19 protein-coding genes, 4 tRNA genes and 2 pseudogenes are annotated in these 22,204 nt (G+C 35.2%); 14 read left to right on the forward strand and 11 right to left on the reverse strand.

The window, feature by feature from the left end; all coding sequences use genetic code 11:
- The first annotated feature begins 17 nt into the window (after positions 1-17).
- Genes EL158_RS00645 through EL158_RS00655 form a run of 3 tightly spaced genes read left to right on the forward strand, consistent with a single transcriptional unit; the run spans position 18 to position 3,405 of the window.
- Positions 18-653 carry a carbonic anhydrase gene (locus tag EL158_RS00645; RefSeq protein ID WP_004276623.1) on the forward strand — a complete coding sequence of 212 codons (636 nt, stop codon included), beginning with the start codon at positions 18-20 and terminating at the stop codon, positions 651-653.
- Complete coding sequence (locus tag EL158_RS00650) at positions 650-2,533, forward strand: mechanosensitive ion channel family protein (RefSeq protein ID WP_027304401.1); 1,884 nt, start codon at positions 650-652, stop codon at positions 2,531-2,533. The genes EL158_RS00645 and EL158_RS00650 overlap by 4 nt, the downstream gene beginning before the upstream one ends.
- Positions 2,530-3,405, forward strand: coding sequence for a fumarylacetoacetate hydrolase family protein (locus tag EL158_RS00655; RefSeq protein ID WP_027304402.1), 876 nt, complete (start codon positions 2,530-2,532; stop codon positions 3,403-3,405). Before EL158_RS00650 ends, EL158_RS00655 begins: the two co-directional genes overlap by 4 nt.
- Here EL158_RS00655 and EL158_RS00660 read toward each other — a convergent pair.
- The 3 genes from EL158_RS00660 to EL158_RS00670 are packed head-to-tail and all read right to left on the reverse strand — an operon-like array spanning position 3,400 to position 5,514.
- Positions 3,400-3,633, reverse strand: coding sequence for a replication/maintenance protein RepL (locus tag EL158_RS00660; protein WP_004276620.1), 234 nt, complete (start codon positions 3,631-3,633; stop codon positions 3,400-3,402). The two genes, EL158_RS00655 and EL158_RS00660, sit on opposite strands and share 6 nt — an antisense overlap.
- On the reverse strand, positions 3,626-3,985 hold the full coding sequence (locus EL158_RS00665; RefSeq protein ID WP_027304403.1) for a diacylglycerol kinase: 360 nt from the start codon (positions 3,983-3,985) through the stop codon (positions 3,626-3,628). The genes EL158_RS00660 and EL158_RS00665 overlap by 8 nt, the downstream gene beginning before the upstream one ends.
- Positions 3,982-5,514 (reverse strand): lipid A/FlgG phosphoethanolamine transferase EptC, encoded by a 1,533-nt coding sequence (locus EL158_RS00670; RefSeq protein ID WP_027304404.1) that lies wholly within the window; start codon positions 5,512-5,514, stop codon positions 3,982-3,984. The genes EL158_RS00665 and EL158_RS00670 overlap by 4 nt, the downstream gene beginning before the upstream one ends.
- A 102-nt stretch (positions 5,515-5,616) precedes the next feature.
- On the opposite strand from EL158_RS00670, the gene EL158_RS00675 reads away from it, so the two are divergent.
- Complete coding sequence (locus tag EL158_RS00675; protein ID WP_027304405.1) at positions 5,617-6,375, forward strand: exodeoxyribonuclease III; 759 nt, start codon at positions 5,617-5,619, stop codon at positions 6,373-6,375.
- Here the strand turns inward: EL158_RS00675 and EL158_RS00680 are convergent.
- The 3 genes and pseudogenes from EL158_RS00680 to mutY form a co-directional block, all read right to left on the reverse strand.
- Positions 6,372-6,686: pseudogene (locus EL158_RS00680) on the reverse strand (manganese efflux pump). The gene EL158_RS00675 and the pseudogene EL158_RS00680 overlap by 4 nt on opposite strands.
- Positions 6,687-6,898: 212 nt before the next feature.
- The gene (locus tag EL158_RS00685; RefSeq protein WP_027304406.1) at positions 6,899-7,750 is read right to left on the reverse strand and encodes a radical SAM/SPASM domain-containing protein; all 852 of its coding nucleotides are present in this window, start codon (positions 7,748-7,750) and stop codon (positions 6,899-6,901) included.
- On the reverse strand, positions 7,740-8,738 hold the full coding sequence (gene mutY, locus EL158_RS00690) for an A/G-specific adenine glycosylase (RefSeq protein WP_027304407.1): 999 nt from the start codon (positions 8,736-8,738) through the stop codon (positions 7,740-7,742). The genes EL158_RS00685 and mutY overlap by 11 nt, the downstream gene beginning before the upstream one ends.
- 73 nt (positions 8,739-8,811) lie before the next feature.
- Between mutY and EL158_RS00695 the strand changes: the two genes are divergently transcribed.
- From EL158_RS00695 to EL158_RS00715, 5 genes are all read left to right on the forward strand, one after another.
- Entirely contained in the window at positions 8,812-9,576 is a 765-nt protein-coding gene (locus EL158_RS00695) for an SIMPL domain-containing protein (RefSeq protein ID WP_027304408.1), read from the forward strand.
- 60 nt (positions 9,577-9,636) lie between these two features.
- Positions 9,637-9,711 (forward strand) — tRNA-Gly (locus EL158_RS00700).
- A gap of 3 nt (positions 9,712-9,714) precedes the next feature.
- Positions 9,715-9,803, forward strand: a tRNA-Leu gene (locus EL158_RS00705).
- Positions 9,804-9,826: 23 nt separating this feature from the next.
- Positions 9,827-9,900 (forward strand) — tRNA-Cys (locus EL158_RS00710).
- A gap of 3 nt (positions 9,901-9,903) precedes the next feature.
- Positions 9,904-9,991: transfer RNA gene (locus EL158_RS00715), tRNA-Ser, on the forward strand.
- Positions 9,992-10,094: 103 nt separating this feature from the next.
- Here the strand turns inward: EL158_RS00715 and EL158_RS00720 are convergent.
- Both EL158_RS00720 and EL158_RS00725 read right to left on the reverse strand, forming a co-directional pair.
- On the reverse strand, positions 10,095-13,241 hold the full coding sequence (locus EL158_RS00720) for an autotransporter outer membrane beta-barrel domain-containing protein (RefSeq protein WP_126361362.1): 3,147 nt from the start codon (positions 13,239-13,241) through the stop codon (positions 10,095-10,097).
- A gap of 108 nt (positions 13,242-13,349) precedes the next feature.
- A complete protein-coding gene (locus tag EL158_RS00725; RefSeq protein ID WP_027304410.1) occupies positions 13,350-13,886 on the reverse strand; it encodes a gamma carbonic anhydrase family protein in 537 nt (178 codons plus the stop codon).
- Positions 13,887-13,961: 75 nt separating this feature from the next.
- On the opposite strand from EL158_RS00725, the gene EL158_RS00730 reads away from it, so the two are divergent.
- Complete coding sequence (locus EL158_RS00730; RefSeq protein ID WP_027304411.1) at positions 13,962-14,597, forward strand: protein-L-isoaspartate(D-aspartate) O-methyltransferase; 636 nt, start codon at positions 13,962-13,964, stop codon at positions 14,595-14,597.
- Here the strand turns inward: EL158_RS00730 and EL158_RS00735 are convergent.
- Together EL158_RS00735 and EL158_RS00740 are read right to left on the reverse strand one after the other, a co-directional pair.
- Positions 14,594-15,904: an aromatic amino acid transport family protein gene (locus EL158_RS00735; RefSeq protein WP_027304412.1), complete on the reverse strand. Its 1,311-nt coding sequence runs from the start codon at positions 15,902-15,904 to the stop codon at positions 14,594-14,596. The genes EL158_RS00730 and EL158_RS00735 overlap by 4 nt on opposite strands.
- 8 nt (positions 15,905-15,912) lie before the next feature.
- Positions 15,913-17,073, reverse strand: coding sequence for a tetrahydrodipicolinate N-succinyltransferase N-terminal domain-containing protein (locus tag EL158_RS00740; protein WP_027304413.1), 1,161 nt, complete (start codon positions 17,071-17,073; stop codon positions 15,913-15,915).
- 156 nt (positions 17,074-17,229) lie between these two features.
- Between EL158_RS00740 and EL158_RS00745 the strand changes: the two genes are divergently transcribed.
- The 3 genes and pseudogenes from EL158_RS00745 to EL158_RS00755 all read left to right on the forward strand — a co-directional run.
- On the forward strand, positions 17,230-18,522 hold the full coding sequence (locus tag EL158_RS00745) for a hemolysin family protein (protein WP_225532318.1): 1,293 nt from the start codon (positions 17,230-17,232) through the stop codon (positions 18,520-18,522).
- A 19-nt stretch (positions 18,523-18,541) separates the two neighbouring features.
- Entirely contained in the window at positions 18,542-18,847 is a 306-nt protein-coding gene (locus EL158_RS00750) for a restriction endonuclease (protein ID WP_225532275.1), read from the forward strand.
- 40 nt (positions 18,848-18,887) lie between these two features.
- Positions 18,888-19,863 (forward strand): annotated as a pseudogene (locus EL158_RS00755) (Na+/H+ antiporter NhaC family protein); the annotation flags it as partial.
- Positions 19,864-19,881: 18 nt separating this feature from the next.
- Here EL158_RS00755 and ung read toward each other — a convergent pair.
- Positions 19,882-20,568: a uracil-DNA glycosylase gene (gene ung, locus EL158_RS00760; protein WP_027304419.1), complete on the reverse strand. Its 687-nt coding sequence runs from the start codon at positions 20,566-20,568 to the stop codon at positions 19,882-19,884.
- A gap of 215 nt (positions 20,569-20,783) precedes the next feature.
- Between ung and EL158_RS00765 the strand changes: the two genes are divergently transcribed.
- Positions 20,784-22,196, forward strand: a complete 1,413-nt coding sequence (locus EL158_RS00765) for an aspartate ammonia-lyase (RefSeq protein WP_027304420.1) — start codon at positions 20,784-20,786, stop codon at positions 22,194-22,196.
- The last annotated feature ends 8 nt before the right edge of the window (positions 22,197-22,204 follow it).

Genomic DNA, 22,204 nt, shown 5'->3' on the forward strand with positions numbered 1-22,204 from the left:
TTTTTGGGTAAGTTGGTATGGAAAATCTTATTAGCGGTGCAATTAAATTTATGCAAGAAGACTTTAAGGAGCATTCTGCACTTTTTGAAAGCTTAAAAAATAAGCAAAATCCTCATACACTTTTTATAGGCTGTTCGGACTCTAGAGTGATACCTAATCTCATCACAAATACAGGTCCAGGAGAGCTTTTTGTCATAAGAAATATCGCCAATATCGTCCCGCCTTACCGCGTAGGAGAGGATTATTTAGCTACAACCTCAGCGATAGAATACGCACTTACAAGCTTACAAATTAAAAACATTGTCGTTTGTGGGCATAGTAATTGTGGGGGGTGCAATGCACTTTATAGCAGCGAAGAAGAATTGGAAAAAGTGCCAAATGTCAAAAAATGGCTCACTATGCTAGAGCCTATCAAAAAAGATGTTTTACTTTTTTCTAACAATGATTTAGCAATGCGTTCTTGGCTAACTGAAAAGCTTAATTTAGTCAATTCTTTGCAAAATATCCTTACTTATCCCGGAGTTGAAAAAGCTTTAAATGAAGGGAAAATCGAGGTGCATGCGTGGTATTACATCATCGAAACGGGTGAAATTTATGAATATGACTTTAAGGCTAAAATTTTTACCCTAATTCAAAATAGGAGAAATGTATGAAAAAAATCTTTTTAGCACTCTTTCTTTCTTTTTTTTCTTTTTCTTTTGCTCTAAGTAGCGACTTAACAGAAAATAATAAAAATGTAAGAACAGAAAATAATCTTTTCAATCTCGTTCAAAGCTATGTCGAGCTAAATGTCAAAATAAAAGAATACGCTCAAACAAGCGATACAAATTCAAGCACTTATAAACAAATCATCGAAGAATTAAATAATGAAAAACAGAAAATTCTCTCAAGAATCCCAGAAATCATAGTCTCGCAAGAAATCGATCAAAAAAATGTCGAGCTTTTTTTACAAAAAAAAGAAGAATTGAAAAAGCTTAAAAATAAAAGTCCTAAACAAAGCTTTATCTACATTAATACCAGTCTTGATTTGCTTTATTTGCAAATTTTAGAGGAATTTTATAAGGCACTTGCTGAGCTTAAGGAGCTATTTAAAAATGCCGCAAGTAGCGAGGATATGATTAAGCTTATTGACGCAAGTATGGAAAATTTGCAAATGTTTGTCAATGCAGATTTTTCTCCTTATAAGGATAAAATCACAAACACAGCAGAGCTTGAAACAATCAACACAAAAGAAACGCTCATCAAAAATACCTTTAGCTCATATAGCGAAATTTTAAAATATCTTAGAACTAACGCAAGGCTTTTAGAAAGCAACTATCTCTTTAGTGCTTTAGGACTTCAAATTTGGATTGATAAAATCAATTCTTTTTTTAATATAGGATTTCTTAATGTCGGTAAAATCGTCATATCCTTGCTTGTTTTAGTCTTTTTTATGTCGCTTAGGAGATTTTTCTCTCACATTGTTTATTTTTTTCTTGTGAAGTTAATTTATCGTGGCAGGGCAAATGTCGATGACATTAAAACGATGTTTATAGAAAATATCAAAAAGCCTGTGGGTTTTTTGCTTGTTGTTTATGCTATTAGTCTTTGTCTTACCATAGCTTTTTATCCAGCGCCTATGAATTTAGGACTTAGCAATACTTTTTACATCATTTATGCGATTTTTATCGCTTGGCTTATTTTGACTATTTTAGACGGCTATGGTATGGTTTTAATCTCAAAACTTGCCCAAAAAAGCGGTAAAAAAGAAGTTGTCAATCTCATCATTAAAATTTTATATTTTGTTATTATCGTTATCGCTCTTTTGTTTATCTTAGCACAGCTTGGCTTTAATATTTCAGCCATCATCGCTTCACTAGGAATTGGTGGTTTAGCCGTAGCCTTAGCGGCGAAAGATATTATCGCAAATTTCTTTGCGTCTATACTGCTTTTATTTGATAATAGCTTTAATCAAGGTGATTGGGTTGAAGTTTCAGGCGTGGAAGGCACGGTTGTAGAAACTGGGCTTAGAAAAACGACTATTAGAACCTTTGACAATTCTTTAGTTTTTTTACCAAATTCAGTTATTATGGGAGCAAATATCAAAAACTGGAGTAAAAGACGCATAGGACGCCATATTAAAATGTATTTGGGCGTGGGCTATGACGCTACTCCTGAAAAATTAGAAGCTTGCGTTAAAGACCTTAAAGAGCTTTTAAGCACAAGCGCTTTAGTCGCTCACCCTGAAGATAGTGCTTTAAAATATGGCGATAGCTCCGCTAAATATAGGCAAAATCTCGTCTCCATTAACGACCTTGAGGGCTATAAAAATGCTTGTTATGTAGGGCTTAGTGATTTTGGAGAAAGTAGTATTAATATAGAAATTTATTTTTACACAAAAGCCATTACAGCAGATGGTTTTAGAGACGCAAGACAAGCTTTAATGCTCGAATTTATGCGTATTGTAGAAAAAAATGGATTAAGCTTTGCTTTCCCAAGTAGAAGCATTTATATAGAAAATTTACCCCCACTTGATAAGGCTTTTAAAGTATGAAATTTGTGCATTTTTTATGGAACGGCGAAAGGCATTTAGGTGTGCTAAATGCTGAAAATAAAGTCATTTGCTTTAAACATTTGGGTATTAAAACAAATGATATGAACGCATTTATTATCCATTATGATGAATTTAAAAATAAGCTTATTGATCTTAATGCACATCCAGCCATAGAAGTGCCAAAAGAAAAGCTTTTAGCCCCTATAACAGAGCCTTTGCAAGATATTATTTGTCTTGGGATTAATTTTTTAGACCACGCAAAAGAATCGGCGAAATTTAAGGGTGAGAATTTTGAAGAGAGAAAATACCCTGTATATTTTGGCAAAAGGGTTAATTTTGCAAGTGCGCCTTATGGCAAAATTCCTTTACATAGTGGAGTAACAAATCAGCTTGATTATGAGTGTGAATTAGCCTTTATCTTGGCTAAGGACGCTTATAAAATCAAAGCAGACGAGGCGAAAAATTATATCTTTGGCTATACTATCATTAATGAAATTTCAGCTAGAGATTTACAAGCTAAGCATAAGCAGTTTTACCGTGCAAAAAGTTTGGAGGGTAGCACCATAATGGGTCCTTGTATAGTAAGTATTGATGAGCTTTCCTACCCGCCAAAACTTCAGCTTAAAAGCTATGTTAATGGCGAGTTAAGGCAAGATGATAATACAAAAAATTTCATCTTTGACATCGCTTATGTTTTAGAGGAATTAAGTGCCGGTATGCGTTTAAAGGCTGGAACTATCATCTCAATGGGAACGCCAAGTGGGGTTGGTATGGGGCTTAATCCGCCGCAATTTTTAAAAGATCAAGATGAAGTGCGTTGCGAAATCGAAAAAATCGGCACACTTTGCAATATTATCGATAAGAACTTATAAATTTAATTGATAAAAGCCGTTTTTAAGTCTTTTAAAAAGCTTTTTTTCTTCTAAAAATTTAAACGAAGCGATAATGGTAGGCTTACTTTGCCCAAGCTTTTTTTCCAACTCACTTATTTTAATCATCACAAAGCCGTTTTCATCAGCATTTTCACAAAGAAAATAAAGCAATTCAAAACGCTTTTTACCTAGAATTTTTTCTAAAGCTTTTTTAAAATTTTCACACATAAAAAACCTTAAATAAAATCACCCCCCAAGAAAATAAAGCAAAAATAATAGCAAAAAACACAGCCGCACTTCCGCAGTCCTTAGCCATTTTAGCCTTTTCGTGCCATTTATTAGTTATTAAATCCACACAGGCTTCAATCGCCGAATTTAAGGCTTCTGTGATGAGTATTAGCACCAAAACCCCTGCTAAAAACAGATGCTCCATTAAAGTAAGAGGTAAAAAATAATTTAAAATCAAAGCGGGGATTATGATAAAAAGCTCTATTTTAAAAGATTTTTCAAATTGAAGTAAGGCTAAGAAACCTTGCAAGGCGTATTTTGTATTAGCAAAAAAGGAGTATTTTGGCTTCACTTTTTCTCTCCAAATTTAAGATTTAAAAAGTCAAATTCTTCTTCATAAAAAGGTGTTTTAATCTCAAAATAACCCAAAATCGTGCTAAAAATACTATCGTGTGAAGTGGCTAAATTTCTATGCTTAAGGGCTATGTTTTGCAAATTTTCATCATTACTCCATAGAATCATAGGAATATGCGTTTGCGTTTTGGGTGCTATGGCGTAGGGTAATCCGTGCAAATATATGCCATTTTCTCCCAAACTCTCGCCGTGGTCTGAAATGTAAATGAGAGTGTTTTGATAATCTTTAATCGTCTTAAGCTCGTCAATCATCTCTTCGACCACCCAATCTGTATAAAGTATAGTATTATCATAAGTATTGGCGATTTGCTCTGGGGTGCATTTTGAAAGCTCGTTTGTATCACAAGTGGGCGTAAATTTTTCAAATTCTTTAGGATAGCGTTTGTAATAAGCCGGTCCGTGTGATCCTTGCAAATGCACGATGATAAAATTTGCCGTGTCTAAATTTATTAAAGTTTTTTTAAGCTCTTCGATTAAAAAACCATCATATTCTTCTTTAAAAATATGCGTTTGTTTAAGCCTTTGGCAAACGCCTTGACAACCACCTGAATTATTATCCAGCCAAGTCGTATTAACGCCCATTTTATCTACAAAATCTAGCAAATTTTCCTCATAAGTTTTATTGGAAAAATCATTTTTTTTCGAAGCAGAAAACATACAAGGCAAACTTATAGCCGTAGAAGTGCCGCAGCTTGAAACTTTGTCAAAATATACCACACCTTCGTGAGGGGTTGCCAAATTAGTTTGATTTTTATATCCTCCAAGAGAATAATTTGCCGCCCTTGCCGTTTCTCCTATGACAAGCACTAGGTTTCTTTTTGTAGTATTATTTTCCCTATAAGCTTCATTACTTAAAATTTTAAGCTCTGCTTTAGGAGCTAGATAAATTTGATAGTAGCGAAATAAGGCGTAAAATTGATAAAAAGGCACATTATACATTCTCATTTCACTATAAGTTCTAAAAAACGGCACAAAGCTTTTAGTCAGCGGTAAAAAAACAGCACAAAAAATTCCAAATGCCAAGAAAATATTTAATAATCTAACGCCAAGTTGCTTTTTAAAAGGCGGATAAAAAATTGTAGTTTTTAAAATCAAAAAACTAACAATAATAAGCCCCAAAACAAGCAAAATTAAAGGTATATTAACCAAATCAAAAGCCTCTTTAGTATCTGTGTTAAAAACATTGCGTAGCATATCGCTATCGATTAAAACCCCATAACTTTGCATAAAATAAGCACTCATACCAGCCGTAATCAGCAAAATAATAGAAAAAAATTTGCTCAAAAATCTTACAAAAATCACACAAAGTATCATATGCACCAAGCAAGCATAAGCGATGATAAGGGCTAAAGTTAGCCATAATTGATTGGATGATAAATTTTTATAAACAAAAATAAAGCCGTTAAAATTCAGTAAAACAATTAAAAATGTATTTAAAAATACAAATTGAAACCAAGAAATTTTCAAATTTTATCCTTTTTAGTGTCCGCTTAAAGAGCGTGATTATATTTTTTTATCATTAATATTTAGCAAAATTTGATAGAATTAGCCCTTTTGAAAAGGATAAAAATGAAATTATTATCGTGGAATATTAACGGTTTAAGGGCGATTTGTGATAAAGGCGGCTTGGAGTGGCTAAGAGAAGAAAAAATTGATTTTATAGGCTTTCAAGAAATTAAGGCGAGTGAGGATAAATTCCCTAAAAAAATTTACGAATTTCCTTTTAAGCATATGTATTTTAATTCTGCTAAAAGGGCGGGTTATTCTGGCGTAATGAGCCTTTGTAATTTTGAAAGCGAAACGAAAAAATGCGAATTTTTTGACGATGATGAGGGGAGGGTTTTAGAACATCGCTTTGAAAATATCGTGCTTTTTAATATTTATTTTCCTAATGGGCAAAAAGACGAAATTCGTTTAAATCACAAGATGAAATTTTATGCGGATTTTTTAGTCTATTTAGATAAGCTTTTAAAAGAGGGTAAAGAAGTCATCATCTGCGGCGATGTCAATACCGCTCATAAAGAAATAGACCTAACTCACCCTAAGGCAAATGCCAATACTTCAGGCTTTTTGCCTATTGAAAGGGCGTGGATTGATGATTTATTAGCACTTGGTTTCATTGATAGCTTTAGAGAAATTAACGGCGAGATTAAAGAAAAATACTCGTGGTGGTCTTATAGAATGAAGGCTAGAGAAAGAAATGTGGGCTGGAGGATTGATTATTTCTTCATCTCAAAGGGGCTAAAATCTAAACTTAAAAATGCCTTCATCAAAGATGACATTTTTGGCTCAGACCACGCTCCAGTAGGGATAGAGCTGGACATTTAATCCCAAAATAAATGCGAAATAAGTATTTTAAAGCCAAGCAAAATTAGCACACTCTAATTCCGCCTTACCTTTAAGATGAGTGCCAAAGCAATTGCCTATTTTAACGCAATAATACAAAAAATAAAAGTAATGCCACCTATAAGAAAAAGTGCAAGAGTGAGTGAAACCTGTAAAAAAGCGAAGCTTACACCAACTAAAAAACCAAGTGCGGGCATTAAAGCCACCAAAATAAATCCAACAATAAGATAATGCCTTAGCGTAAGAGTTTTAACGCTAAAGCTCTTACATAAAGATACGGCAAAAGCGTCCATTGCCAAGGCACAAGAAAGCAAAACAAGCTCAATAAAACTCGCAACTTAGTCCTCATCCTCTTCATCTTTTATTTTTCAAAAAGCATTTTGGCAATCTCCGGCTTTGTAAAATACTCATCAAAATGATTATTAAGATTCTTTCTCATCACGCCACCATTAACATATTTTAAAGTCATTTTTGTCCTTATATATTTTTCATATTATAGCAAATTTCAAATTTTCGCCTTAAAAAATTCACATCTTTGGCATAAATTTTCTAGTCTTTCTCCTCTTTCAAAGCCCTGTTTTAAGTCTAAAAATTTTTTTGTTTCTAGCAGATTTTGAAAGGAATTTTCAAGCACATTACCCAAATTAATCGCTCCGCCACTATCCAAACAGCAAGGCACAAGTGTGCCATCGCTTAAAATCCCCACCTGCTCTTTTAAAGCGTAGCAAAAGCCCTTTTTAGAAACAAAAGGAGCGTTTAAACTAGGCCAAGTAAAACGCCTTGCTTGGTGCAATATGATATGCCTTTGAAGGCGAATTTTTGACATTTGAAAATTAAATTTCCCCTCAAAACTTCGTCTTAAAAGCTCATAAATCGCTTCATTTTCTTTAGGTGCTTTAAAATCCATATTAAAATTCCATAATCTTAAATTAATAAAACTTGAATTTTTACACTTAAAATGTCTCTCGCAAAGCTTTAAAATAGGCTTTAAATAGGCGTTTAAATCGAGATTTTTTTGCGAAAAAAAAGCGGCAAGAGAAAAATTTATTTGATGGATATTTTCATAATCTAAAAGCAAATTTTGATTTTTCTCACTGAGATAAAATCCGCTTGTTGTGATTTCAAGTCTCATTTTATAAGCCTTAGCTATGCTTAAAAACTGCTCTAAATTATCTAAAATCAAAGGGTCTCCCAAAAGATGAAAGGTAAAAATTTCAGCCCTTTCACAAATTTGCATAGCAATTTTTTCAAAATCTTGCAAGGATAAAACGCCTCTTCGTGCTTTTTGAGAAGGGCAAAATTCGCATTTAAGTCCGCAAATATCGCTTAATTCTATGTAAATTTTTTTAAAACGCATTTTGAGCCTTAAAGATTTGTAAAGCCTTTAAAGAAAGGTTTGAAAGGGCTAAATTTTCAAGCTCCTCTAAGCTTTTAAACTCAAATTCCATATTTTCTTTTTGTAAGATTTGATGATAAATTTTAATCTTTAATTTATATTTTGTATAAGTATGCTTAAATTCCCCTAAAAACCTTGCTTTATAGGGTTTTAAGTTCTCTTTAAAAGGGAAATTATAAAGCCCCTTATAAAGCTTTTTTGTGCTTTTTTCAAGGGCAAATTTACCTCCAAATTCTAAAAAAACTAAATCAAGTTCTAAATTTTCGTAGCGTTTTTTAGGGCTTTTTGTGTAAAGTTCAGGCGTATTTTTACCCTTACAAAAAGCATTTAGTGGACAAAGCTTACATTTTGGATTTTTAGACAGACAAAGCAAAGCACCCACATCAAGTAAGGCTTGATTATGATTAAAAGGTTCTTTTGCGTTTAAAAGAAGTTTGGCTCTAAATTCAAGCTCTTTTTGCGTAGGATTTTCTAAGGCAAAAAGGCGTTTTAAAATACGGCTAATATTCGCATCGACAAAGCTCTCACACGCATCATAACCAAAGCAAGCCACCGCCCCAGCAGTGTAAGCTCCTATTCCGCATAATTTTAGCAAATCGTCTTTTTTACGCGGTAAAAGCCCGCCAAATTCCGCCACACACTGCCTTGCTGCCTTTTTTAAATTTCTAGCCCTTGAGTAATAACCAAGTCCCTGCCAAGCCTTTAAAAGTTCGTCTTCTTTAGCATTTGCAAGGCTTAAAAGCGTGGGGAATTTTTGTAAAAAAGGGAAATAAAATCTTTCTAAAACGACCTTAACTTGCGTTTGTTGAAGCATTATTTCACTAATATAAACGGCGTAAGCTCTATTTACATCATTTTGTAAATTTCTCCAAGGAAGCGTTTTGCGTCCGTTATTTTCATACCATTTGAGTAAATTTTTTTGTAATTTTTCTATCATCTCTTTTTGCATAAGGGCAAAAGTATAGCAAAAATTTTCATTTTTTTGTTAAAATTCATCAAAATATAAACATTAAGGAAAGAAAATGCTAACATTTTTTAAGGGTTTAGGCGTAGGATTTTTGTGTCTCTTGCTTTTTGTGGCGGGAGTTGTTTTTAATGTCGAGTTTTTGGGTAAAGAAGCGAATTCTAATGTAATGCAACTTAGCACACAAATTGAAGCTTATACGAAGTTAAAGCCCGATACTTACGAAGCTGAAATTAATTTTTGGGCAAATGAAAAATTAAGCACGACACTTAATTTAAGCGAGGCAGAAAAGGAGCAAATTTCACAAAGTTTTAAAGAAATTCTAGCAAGAAGTGCGAAAGATAATTTTTGCACAGGCGGAGCTTATAGTTTGGAGGAAAATTATTCTTATGAAAATAATTTAAAAGTTCCTAAAGGACAGAGGCTAAACGCCACTTTACAATGTGAGATAAAGGGCGAAAATTTAAACGCCTTTAATGCTTTTTTAAAGGATCTTAATGACATCGTTGCAAAAAGCGAATTTATCGGCGTTTCGACACCTGCCTTAGTGGCGGTTTATTCTAAAGAAACGCAAAGAAACGCAACAGAAAAGTTAAACGATGAGCTTTTAAACAAGGCTTATGAGTATGAAAAGGCTTATTCTACTAAACTTAATAAAAAATGCGTTTTAACGGAATTTAGTTTTAATCAAAATGGTATGGCAAGGAATTTTCAAGGCGTGATGATGAGTGCGAAAAGCTTGGAAAATGATACTGTGTCATTGCCTTTAACTAAAGAAGAAGAATTAAACGCTAGAGCAAATTTACTCTTTACTTGCAAATAACTTAAAGCAAAATAAACTCTATTTAAGTTTATTTTGCTACAATTTCGCTTTTAACTTTATGCGGGAATAGCTCAGGGGTAGAGCACAACCTTGCCAAGGTTGGGGTCGCGAGTTCGAATCTCGTTTCCCGCTCCACCTGCCCGGGTGGTGGAATTGGTAGACACAAGGGACTTAAAATCCCTCGGAATTTTTCTTCCGTGCCGGTTCAAGTCCGGCCTCGGGCACCACACTTATGAAATTTAGACTTTGAGGCGACATAGCCAAGTGGTAAGGCACGAGCCTGCAAAGCTCTGATCCCCGGTTCGAATCCGGGTGTCGCCTCCATAACGGGAGATGGCTGAGTGGTCGAAAGCGGCGGTCTTGAAAACCGTTGAGGGTAACACCTCCAGGGGTTCGAATCCCTTTCTCCCGGCCACGATACCCACTATCTAAATAAAATTAAATGCTAGTCAAATTTAATTATTTCAATGCGAAGAAATGAAGCGTGAGCCTCATAGGCTCACATAGTAGTTAAACTCTCACCACCACCAAGCATATCTAAACATAAAGGCGTGAGATTTTATGGTATTAGCTGAAGAGAAAATTCCACTATATCCTAAAGAAATATCAGAATCCTTAGTCAAGTCATAAGAAATTCCCCCTTGCACTACTCCATAAAGTCTAGCAATGTCAAGTTCAGCATTTAAGACATTGCTATCAAGATGTAAGGTTCCTTTTGCATCTTTATAGACATTAATAATCGTCCCTAGTGCCACAGCTGTTTTAAAACGATTAATCCAAGGAGTTTCATATTTTATCGTTGCAACTGCATCGATGAAATTAAAATTTTGTGCTAAATAATGCTCCCTTGTGCCTCCTAAGTGATTAAGAGTAAAAGGCTTATTATGCATACCTAGATAATTAAAGCCTATTTGAGGAGAGATTTTTGCATCATTTTTAAGATAATGACTAAATCCTACCCTAGCATTAGCCCCGTATCCAAATACCTTTGCCGTAGAACTAGCAGAGCCTATATAACCACGATAAGTCTTAGTTACATCTCTTTCTATATAATCAATCTTAGTAGTAAGATTCATAAAATAAGTTGTTAAATCATCTTCATAAAAGCTATGATTATAAGTTAAACCTGCATAGTAAGAATTTCCGTCCATTTCTAATCTTTGTGCATTAACCTTTTGGTCAGCATTTTCAAAGCCTGTATAAATTCCTAAGACTCCATAATCATTTGGAAGTTGTCTTTGTGTAGCGATCAGCATACCTGAGGAATTTGATTTTAATTTTCCTGTCTCACTTCCTAAGTCTGCGCTAAAGTTTTGATAATAAGGAATCACAAAGGTATGATTTTGAGAGTTTTGATCTCTGTGATTGGTGTGGAGTTGTTCTAACTGACCTAAGCTTTTTCCATTAGCATTTGTTTCACTTTCTTTACCTGAAACAAAGACTTGAGTGGTTGCTTCTCTTAGTATCCTTGAGAGATTGACATTTCTTATTCTTTGAGAATAAATAATAGATTGTGCTAGGGTTCTACCACTTAGCTCGTCTCTATTAATGATAGCTCTATACTCACCCTTTGCCCCGTAATTTTCAAAGGTATAAATGCCTGAAACAGAATAGAGTTTATTGATATTTATACCTTGACCATTATTGATTTTATCTCCTACAGCATTGCCGTTTTTATCTGCGATGAAAGTGTTAGCATTATAGGTTTTATCTACATCTAAATTATGTGTGCTAACAAAAGCATTTTCTAAGGTAATGTTTGCATAATCTCCATCTACAAGTAAGGCATTGTTTTTTCTTTCTTCTTGTGTGGCATAGTCTTCTTTATTAAAATACCAAATAGGGATATTAAGCTTACCATTATTGTTGTTTTCCATATGGACACCATTTGCTGTTTTACCTATTTGTCCTATGGTTTCAAAATTTTTTGTCCCTTCAATCCTTCTAAAGTCATTAACAACAGTTAAAGTTCCGCCGTCATTGATGATACCATTTGTGATTTTGCCTTGATTACGGATTGTGGCGGTGCCTTTATTTTCAATTTTATTGTTAATAGTGCCTGTGTTGTGGATAGTTGCGGTTGCACCTTGATTATTGGTAATGCCTTGAGCGAGGGTTCCGTCATTAGTAATCTTTGCTACGCCACTATTTGTGAGAGTGTTTGTGATAATGCCATCATTATTGACATCACCGCCTGTATTAGTTAGAGTTGTGATAGTGCCAGCATTATTGACTATTCCATTAGTATTAGTCAGGGTGGTGATAGTGGCATTTTTCATATTTGCTACAATTCCATTTGTGTTATCAAAGGTATCAATTTGACCCTCATTGGCTACTAAATCTGTATTTGCCTTTGTTTGAATTGCCTTTGTGGTAGGGGCTGCTTTGTAGGTAAGAAAAGTTATTGTTCCTTTATTTATAACATTACCGCCTTGATTGCTAGTCAGGGTGGCGATAGTGCCTGATTCATTATTGACATCACCGCCTGTATTAGTTAGAGTTGTGATAGTTCCACTCATTAAATTCGTGTTGCCGTCATTTTGCGTGAGTTTATCAATGGTGTTTGTATTAGCTATGATGTTTGCTGTGCCGTTTTCTTTAGTATAGGTATTAGAGAAATTTTTCCTAAGAGTTAGGGTTAGGGTTCCGTCCTCTTGGCTTAGAGCTGTGATGTTACTACCATTTTCAAGGGTTAGAGCGTTTGTGCCACCTGTAACTTTTAAAGTGCCTACATTAGCACCATCATTTATTATTGTGTTTCCTCCTGCTTGATTAAAAGTTGTTACATTTGAGCCTTGAGCAAGACTACTTGTACCTCCGCTTTGATTGAAGTTAATGACATTAGCATTATTATTTAAAGTTACCTTACCATTTTGCTGATTAAGCGTCGTGATGCTTCCGCCGTTTTGATTAAAGATAGCGTTAGCGTGATTTTGGTCAAAGGTTGTGATAGTACCTCCACTTTGCGTAGTCGTTCCACCTGTTTGGGTGAAGGTAGTTATCGTCCCATTATTTATCGTGGTTATTCCTCCACTTTGGCGGTAATGATTTGCACTCCCCCCATTATTCATTGTCGTGGTGCCTTGTCTTTGAGTGTAGTTATTAACTTTACCATTTATAGTGGCTCGACTTTGCTGGTTTTGTTGGGTGAGATTGTTTATTATTCCGCTACCGCTATTGAGTGTAAAGGCATTAGGTCTTGAGAGTGTGATATTACTAGCATTTCCAGTGAGTGTTAGAGTAACGGGTATGTTTTGGTTGAATCGATTAGCAAAAGTAAGATTTGAAAGGTTACCTTTATTTTGCACACTTATATTTACATTTCTTAATTGATTATTATAAGCATTTGATAAACTAATATTTGTCCGATGCTCAACATTTATAGTTAGATTAGCACCATTGGGAGCATTTGTATTGGGCCATCTATTTGGTCGATATTGCAGAATCATAGTATTGGGCTGTGATTTACAAGTAAGATTACTTCCTGAGTTCATACAAGTCCAAGTAGTAGTAGTATTACCGACTATCCAATTATTTCCCCACACTTCGCAACTCAAAGCAAGAATACAGGCTAAAGATAAAAGAGGCTTTTTATAGGAACGATGAGTTACCCCCCCCCCCCCCCGTGAGAGTTTGACTAAATTGCTGCATATTAAACCTTTCATAAATGAGATAAAATTTATCTGCGATTATAAAATAAAATTAACAAAAAGTAAAGAGAAATTTGAAAAATCGTTTTTTTTTTTTTTTGTAAAAGCCTAGAAAATAGGCTTTTAGGTAACGGAGCTTTCTTTCAAAAAGGCATTTTTAAATTCGACATAATTTTGAGCGGATATTTTAAGAAAATCGACTTCTTCTTGGCTTAATTCTCTTACAAATTTGGCTGGATTGCCTAGTATTAAGGAGCGAGGAGGGAATTTTTTATGCTTAGTTACCACGCTTCCTGCACCTACTATGCTATCCTCCTCTATACAAGCGCCGTCCATTATAGTGGAGTTCATACCGACTAAAACGCGGTTTTTAATCTCGCAAGCGTGAATTACGCAGTTATGCCCTATGCTAACATCATCGCCTATAATGGTAGGATAGCCCTTATCGTTAGGTTCTCTATGCCAAATGTGGATAGTCGTTAAATCCTGTATGTTGGTCCTTTTGCCTATTTTGATGAAGTTAAAATCGGCTCTTAAAACGCAGTTAAACCATACGCTACTATCCTCGCCAAGCTCGACTTCACCGATGACTTTCGCACCTTGTGCTATGAAAACTTTATCACCCACTTGAGGCGTTTTGCCTTGAAATTTGATAAGCATTTTTTCTCCTTTTCGTTAAGTATAGCTAAAAAATTTAACCTTTTTCGTTACAATTTCTCTTTTTTAGGAGTGAAAATGAACGCATTTGAGCAAAAACGCTGTCAAGCTATGGCGGAGGAAATCGCTACAAAAACCTTTATCAATGAAGAGCTTTTTAACGCCTTTTGCCAAGTGCCTAGAGAAATTTTTTCTCCACTTAAAGCCCACGCTTATAGCCTTAATGCCCTGCCTTTGGCAAATTCGCAGTGGATAAGCTCTCCTTTAACGGTGGCTAAGATGACTATGGCACTACAATGTAAAGATGCCGATAGTGTGCTAGAAATAGGCTGTGGAAGTGGGTATCAAGCGGCGATTTTAAGTCGTGTGATAAGACGCGTTTTTACCATAGAGCGTATAGAAAGACTTGCGAAAAGTGCAGCAAATACCTTTAGGGAACTTGGCTTTTTAAATATCAATGTTCGCTTTGATGATGGACAAAATGGCTGGAAAAATTATGCGCCTTATGATAGGATTTTATTTTCTGCTTATGCGACTTCTATCCCTGAAATTTTACTCGACCAGCTAAGTGACGGGGGGATTTTAGTCGCACCCATTTTACATAATGGCAAACAATTTATCACAAGAATTAGCAAAAATGGCACAAATTTACAAAAAGAAATTTTAGAGGAATGCCTTTTTGTGCCTGTTGTCGATGGTAAAGAACAGCTTTAAAAGCTGTAAATTACCGTGATGATAGTGAGTAAGCCTGTCGCAAAAACAAACAAATCTAAAGGCTTATTTTGAAATTTCTTAAGTTTTGAAATGCTATAAATCGCAATCATAGGCATTAAAAATAAAATCGCCGCTATAATAGGACCGCCAAGCTTTTCTATAAAATCTAAAACGCTAGGATTATAAAAGCCTACAAGTAGCATAATGATATACATCACGCTTCCGCAAATGAGCTTGATGAGCTTTTGATTAGGATTTAAAATTCCTGTCATTTTGCAGCACTTACGCACTATGCCATAAGCACCCTCTCTCGCACCAAAATAATGCCCAAAAAATGAACTTGTAATCGCTAAAAACGCCACTAAAGGACCACCATAAGCGATGATAGGATTATCAAGCTTATTAGCAAAATACGAAAGCACGGGGATATTTTGCGCTCTAGCGTCGCTAAATTCCTCGCCATTTAAAGAAAATACGCAAGAAAAGACAAAAAACATCACAAAAATAAGTAGCATAATGGAGGTTTTAAAAAGAATTTGATTAGCTTTTTCTATGCTTTTATGCTCTTTATAGTGCCTTTTCACGCTTAAAGTAAAGGTTGAAATGGCTGGAGAGTGATTGAAGGAAAAAACTAAAACAGGTAAGGTAAGCCAAACTATGGTGATAAATTCTTTAAAATGAGGGATTTGCGTAAAGCTTTCTAAATTCCAGTGAGGGATAAGATAGAGTGAAAATAAAAATAAAATCAAGCATAAAGGATAAACAAGCCATTCGCAAATTTTTGTGATAAGCTCTTCGCTTAGAAGCATTACTAGCATAAACGAACTTACCAAAATAAACACAAGCAAAGCTCTATAAAATGGGGTAAGGTTGGCTATGATTTTGCCATTTTCACTTGTGCTTACGCTATAAATGCTTTGGATAAATTCGGCTACATTTTCACTTGCTAGGGGCATAAACTGATGATAAATAAAGCTTTCAAAGGTATTACTAATCCCCACACAATACGCAAGGCATATAGGAAAAATCGCGAAAAAATAAAGCACGGAGATAAATAAAGCCGTTTTTCTACCAAAATACTCCTCCGCAGCGTGCGTGATGTCCTTATCTGCTCCATTTGCCTGAGAGACAAAACGACTCAAGGCTCTATGGCTAAGATACACCATAGGGAAAATGATAAAACACATCGCTATGACGGGTAAAACACCTCCAGTCCCAGCTTTAATGGGTAAATATAAAATCCCAGCCCCCACAGCCGTGCCAAAAAGAGAAAGCATCCACCTCGTGTCAAATTTATATGATTTCATAGCTTACTTTAATGCAAGGCGGCGTTGAGTGTTATGGCTTTTTTATTAAAACCCACTATCATCGCACCGCTAATGCTATCTTGTCTAAAATGCAGGGCGTTAAGGTTTTTAAGCTCTATGCCTTTATAAATTTCTTTATTAAAATCAAAGCCTAGATTGACTTTTTGAAGCTCTTCTTTGTCTTTGAGTAAAAATTTCGTCCCCTCAAGCACCGCAATGCCAGCATCAATTATACAATTATCCCCCAAAGGTATGCCCGTAACAGAATTTGCACCTAAAAGACAAGCCTTACCTACGCTTATGGCATTACCGCTTGTGCCACTTAAAACGCCTAGTATAGACGCTCCGCCTCCTATGTCGCTACCCTCGCCCACTATGGCACTTGAGCTTATACGCCCCTCGACCATACAAGCACCCGTTGTGCCTGCGTTAAAATTCACATAAGAAGCGCCGGGCATTATAGTCGTGCCAGCGGCTAGGGCTGCACCCATACGCACTTTAGAACTCTCTAAAATGCGTGTATTATCTTCAGGGATAATGTGAGCTAAAAAGCGAGGGAATTTATCGACAAAATCGATTTTAGGATATTGCCTACTCATTTTAAGACGCATTTCATTTTCTCTTAAATACTCAAGCTCGATAGGCTTATCCTCGCTCCAAGCGACATTATGAAGTAAGCCAAAAGCACCATTTAGATTAAGCCCTCTTAAAGGCACTTTTTTAGAAGAAAGCAAATAAAGCTTAAGATACACGCTCTCCACACTTAAAGGCTCTTTATCATCAAAAAGGCACACGAAGGCGAATTCATCATCTTTAAATTTGTCTTTAATGATTTTAAGTAAGTCTATATTTTTATGTCCCTCTTCTTCTAAAAAAGGCTTAAAGCAAGAAAGGGCAAAGTCAATATCCTCAAGCTTTAAAAGCCCTACAAATTCGCTTTTGCTAAAATCAAGCTCCACGCCACGCCTTGCAAAAGCCTCAAGCATAATAGCCGCTGAGGCGTAATTTTGCTCGTAATTAATCAAGGCGAAATTAGCTTGTAGGATTTTATTTTTATTAAGCTGTCCTCTATCTAGCCTTGCGATACCAAAGGCGTAAGGCTTTTTGTAGTTTGCTTTTTGCTCGATTTGCTTTACCAAAAGCAAAAAGTCTTCTTTAGTGTTTATCATCACTTATCCTTTTAAAAAAAATGCTTCAATTTTAACTTTTTTTGTTTAATAATTTTTGTGAAAATTGTAGTTTTTGTGTATAATGACACATTTATTTTCTAAGGAGTTTCATTGGACCCCAGTCAAATCGCTACTGATACTAGCTATTCTATCTTTATGATTTTTGTTGCACTTGCTTTAGTTTTTTTAAATGGTTTTTTCGTTTTGTCTGAATTTAGCATTGTTAAGGTTCGCCGTTCTAAACTTGAAGAAATGGTTAAGGAAAAAAAGCCTAATGCTAAAAAGGCTTTAGATGTAACTTCAAAGCTTGATACTTATCTAAGTGCTTGTCAGCTTGGCATTACCTTAAGTTCACTTGCTCTTGGCTGGATAGGAGAACCTGCCATTGCCAAGATGCTTGAAGCTCCGCTTTTAAAACTAGGCTTAAATGCTGTTTTAATTCATACCATAGCTTTTGTTATCGCTTTTAGTATTATCACCCTTTTGCATGTCGTTTTAGGAGAGCTTGTCCCTAAAAGTATAGCCATAGCCATAGCGGATAAAGCCGTGCTTTGGGTGGCTAGACCTTTGCACTGGTTTTGGATTTTATTTTTACCTTGTATCAAAATTTTTGATATTTTGGCGGCTTTAACGCTTAAAATTTTTGGCATTAAACCTGCTAAAGAACACGAGCTAACGCATAGTGAAGAAGAGATTAAAATCATAGCAAGTGAAAGTCAAAAAGGTGGGGTTTTAGATGAATTTGAAACGGAGATTATCCGTAATGCTGTGGATTTTAGCGATACTGTGGCAAAAGAAGTGATGACCCCTAGAAAGGATATGATTTGCCTTAACAAGCAAAAATCTTATAGTGAAAATATGCAGATTATTTGTGAGCATAAGCATACGCGTTTCCCTTATATAGACGGCTCTAAGGATACGATCTTGGGTATGGTGCATATAAGAGATATTGTGCAAAATGAACTAAATACTAAAAGTGAAAATTTGGAAAATTTTGTCAAGCCGCTTATTTTAGTGCCTGAAAATCTTAGCATTTCAAAAGTGCTTGTGATGATGAATAAGGAGCGTTCGCACACAGCCTTAGTGATTGACGAATATGGCGGCACGGCGGGACTTTTGACTATGGAAGATATTATGGAGGAGATTATCGGCGAGATTAAAAGCGAACACGAGGAAGATAATTATAAAAAACTTGCCGATAATATTTACGAATTTCAAGGGCGTTGTGATATAGAAAAAGTCGAGGAGCTTTTACTCATCACTTATGATGAGGATTTAGAGCAAGTTACCATAGGTGGTTATGTCTTTAATCTTTTGGGTCGTTTGCCTGTGGTAGGCGATAGGATAGAGGACGAGCTTTGTTATTATGAAGTGAAAAAAATGGATGGAAATTCCATTGAAAGAGTGAAGGTCGTCAAAAAAACAAAAACTGAAGAGAGTGAAGACTAAATTCACTCTAAGTTTTTTTTTGATTGAAACCACAAAAAGAGGTTTAAATAATTCTTTTCGATTTGATAAAATTAATCCAAAATACAATTATGACTACATTATTTTTGGGCATTGTGTGCGTTATTACATCGTAAATAAAAAGCAAGATTATCATTATAACCATACTTTAAGAAAAGAATACATTAAGGTTAATGGCAAAGATAAACAACTTGTGATGATGAATCCTGGCAATCAGGTCAATCTTAAGCTTACGCTAAATTTAAAAGAATTGAAGCCTATTGCAAATTTTGCAAACGAACTTTATGCTATTTTTACATCAATTTAAGAAAGATTTTCTAAAATACCTCTTTTAAATTTAAAGGAAAATAATGCTTTTAACAAATCCCATTATATCAGTGTTTTGGTGATGATAATCCTTTGTTTGTTTCACTTTAATGTCTTATTAAGTGTGCTAATTTCTGCTTTAATCGCTGGACTTGTCGCACAAGTGCCTATGCTTGAGACGATGAATACTCTCATCAATGGTATGAAAGGAAATTTACAAACGGCTCTAAGCTATATCCTACTAGGTGCCATTGCAGCAGCGATTTCTAAGACAAATTTAACGGCTTTTCTCATTAAAATCGTAAGCCATTTCATCTCGCATAAAAAATATTTGCTTATACTTTCTTTAGCCTTAATCGCTTGTTTTTCGCAAAATTTAGTGCCTATCCATATGGCTTTTGTGCCGATTTTAATTCCTCCTTTGCTAACACTTTTTAATAAACTTAAAATCGACCGCAGGGGCGTTGCTTGTGCTTTGACCTTTGGGTTTTGGGCTAATTTTTCAAAATTTACTCGTGAATAATCTTAATCAAAACGGCGTAGCCGTGAATTTGAGCGATGTAACAAGCACGATGTTTTTGGCGGCTTTTTGTATGCTTTTTGGGCTTTTGCTTTCTATTTTCATTTTTTATTCTAAGCCTAGAGAGTATCAAGAAATTGCTATTGAAAATATGGATTATGAAAATATTCAAATGACGCGTAGGGAATGGGGCGTTTTAGCGGGGTTAGCTATAAAAAAGTAGATTTAGTCTTTGATGATGGGCTTTATCGCCTTTGTAATGCTTGTAGCGGCTGGCTATGGCGAGGTTTTAAAACAAAGTGGAGCGGTAGAGGAGCTTGTAAATTCCGTTATCCCTTTTGTTGAGGGGAATAAATTTTTGGCTATTTTTGCTATGCTTTTTATAGGACTCATCATAGGCACTTCTTTTGGCACTATACCTATTTATAGCGACTTTATTTTGCCCTATTTGCTTAGAGCTTGGCTTTTCTGCGAATTTGATTATTTTCATCATCGGCACTTTCATCGCAATGTTCTTATAAGTCCCATTTTATAGGTTCTTTGCCTAGTTTTTCTAAGAGAGCATTACTTTTAGAAAAATGCCTACACCCTAAAAAACCCTGCCTAGCAAGAGGGCTTGGGTGTGCCGCTTCTAGGATAAAATGCTTTCGTGTATCGATGAGGCTTTTTTTACTCTGTGCGAATTTACCCCATAAAATGAAAATGAGTCCCTTTTTTTCAAGACTTAGTTTTTTAATAATATTATCGCTAAATTCTTGCCAACCCCATAAACTATGGCTTAAAGGCTTATTCTCCTCTACGCTAAAAATAGCATTTAAAAGCAAAACGCCTTGTCTAGCCCACGCACTTAAATCACCATTTTGAGGGATTTTAACTCCTAAATCCGCATTTAATTCTTTAAAAATATTTCTAAGACTTGGAGGAATTTGCACGCCCTTTGGCACAGAAAAGCTAAGCCCCATAGCTTGATTTTGTTTGTGATAAGGGTCCTGCCCTAAAAGCACGATTTTAAGGGAATTTAAGGGAGTAAGATTAAAGGCGTTAAAGGTTAAATTTGCGGGGGGATAGATGTTTTTTCCAGCCTTTAAAGTTTCGATATATTGCCTTTTAATATCTAAAAAATAAGGTTTTTTAAATTCTTCTTCTAAAAATTCTAACCAGTCGGCATTGATTTTAATCTTATCAAGTTTGATTTCTAGCATAATATCCTTTACTAATGATTTATCATAGAGATTTTACACTATTTTATACAATTTTAAATCTTTTGTAAATATAAAAATAACTTTCAAACGCCCGAAATTAATGAGTTATATTATATCTCATTAATTTTTTCTTAAGTATTTTGGAGTATGATTAATTAATTTTAGGCAAATTGTAGTTTGCATAAAATAATCTAAATTATTTAGAAAGGTTCAAAATGGGAACGAGAAAAGAACACGATTTCATCGGTGAGCTTGAAATTGCTGATGATGTGTATTATGGGGTTCAAACTTTTAGAGCTCTTGAAAATTTCCATATGAGTGGAAGGAGTTTAAAGAATTATCCTTTCTTTATTAAGGCTTTTGCACAAGTGAAAAAGGCAGCAGCTTTAGCAAATAAAGAAGTGGGCGTTTTAGACGCCGATAAGGCAGACGCTCTTGCAAAAGCTTGCGATAGACTTATTGCAGGTGAGTTTTTAGACCAGTTTGTTGTCGATATGATTCAAGGCGGTGCTGGCACAAGCACAAATATGAATGTTAATGAAGTTTTAACAAATATCGCATTGGAGAGTATGGGACATAAAAAAGGCGAATATCAATATCTCCATCCAAACGACCATACGAATTTAGGGCAATCTACAAATGACACTTATCCAAGCTCAATTAAAGTCGCCACACACGCTAAATTAGGCGATTTGCTTAAGGCTATGGAAGAACTTAAAAATGACCTTGAAGCTAAAGCAAAAGAATATAAAGATATGATTAAAATGGGTAGAACAGAGCTTGAAGATGCTGTTCCTACGACTTTAGGAAATACTTTCAACGCTTTTGCAAGTTATATTAAAAGTGATATAGCAAAACTGACAAAAGCAAGAGAGGCTATGACTGTGCTAAATTTAGGTGCAACTGCCATAGGCACGGGTATTAACTGCCACCCTGATTATAAAAATGTCGTTGAGAAAAAACTTAAAGAAATCACAGGCGTAAATTTCACTCCTGCTGAGGATTTAATCGCAGCAACTCAAGACACAGCTGATTTTGTTTATGTGAGTGGTTGCTTAAAAACCGCTGCGGTAAGACTTTCTAAGATCGCAAACGACTTAAGATTAATGAATTCAGGTCCTAGATGTGGGCTTGGAGAAATTACCCTCCCTGCTATGCAACCGGGAAGCTCCATTATGCCGGGAAAAGTTAATCCTGTTATTTGTGAAGTGGTCGGCGAGGCGTGCTATGAGGTTATTGGCAATGATGTTACCATTATGCTTTGCTCTGAAAGAGGCGAATTTGAGCTTAATGCTTTTGAGCCGGGCATTGCGTATGGTTTGTTTAATTCTTTAATTTTACTTGAAAATGCTATGAAAACTCTAGCAAATAAAGCTATTAAAGGCTTAAAGGCTAATCCTGAAGCATGCAAAAAACTCGTGCTTAATTCTATCGGCATAGTAACTGCCTTTAATCCTGTGCTAGGCTATGAAAAATCAGCAAGTATGGCTAAAGAAGCCCTACAAACAGGAAAAGCTGTGGGCGATATTTGCCTTGAAAGAGGTTATTTAACAAAAGAGGAAATTGACAAAATTTTAGACCCTGAAAATATGCTCAATCCTCAAATGAAAGAAAAAAGAAAAGCCTAATTGCTTTT

Source organism: Campylobacter upsaliensis, assembly GCF_900637395.1.
Taxonomy (GTDB): domain Bacteria; phylum Campylobacterota; class Campylobacteria; order Campylobacterales; family Campylobacteraceae; genus Campylobacter_D; species Campylobacter_D upsaliensis.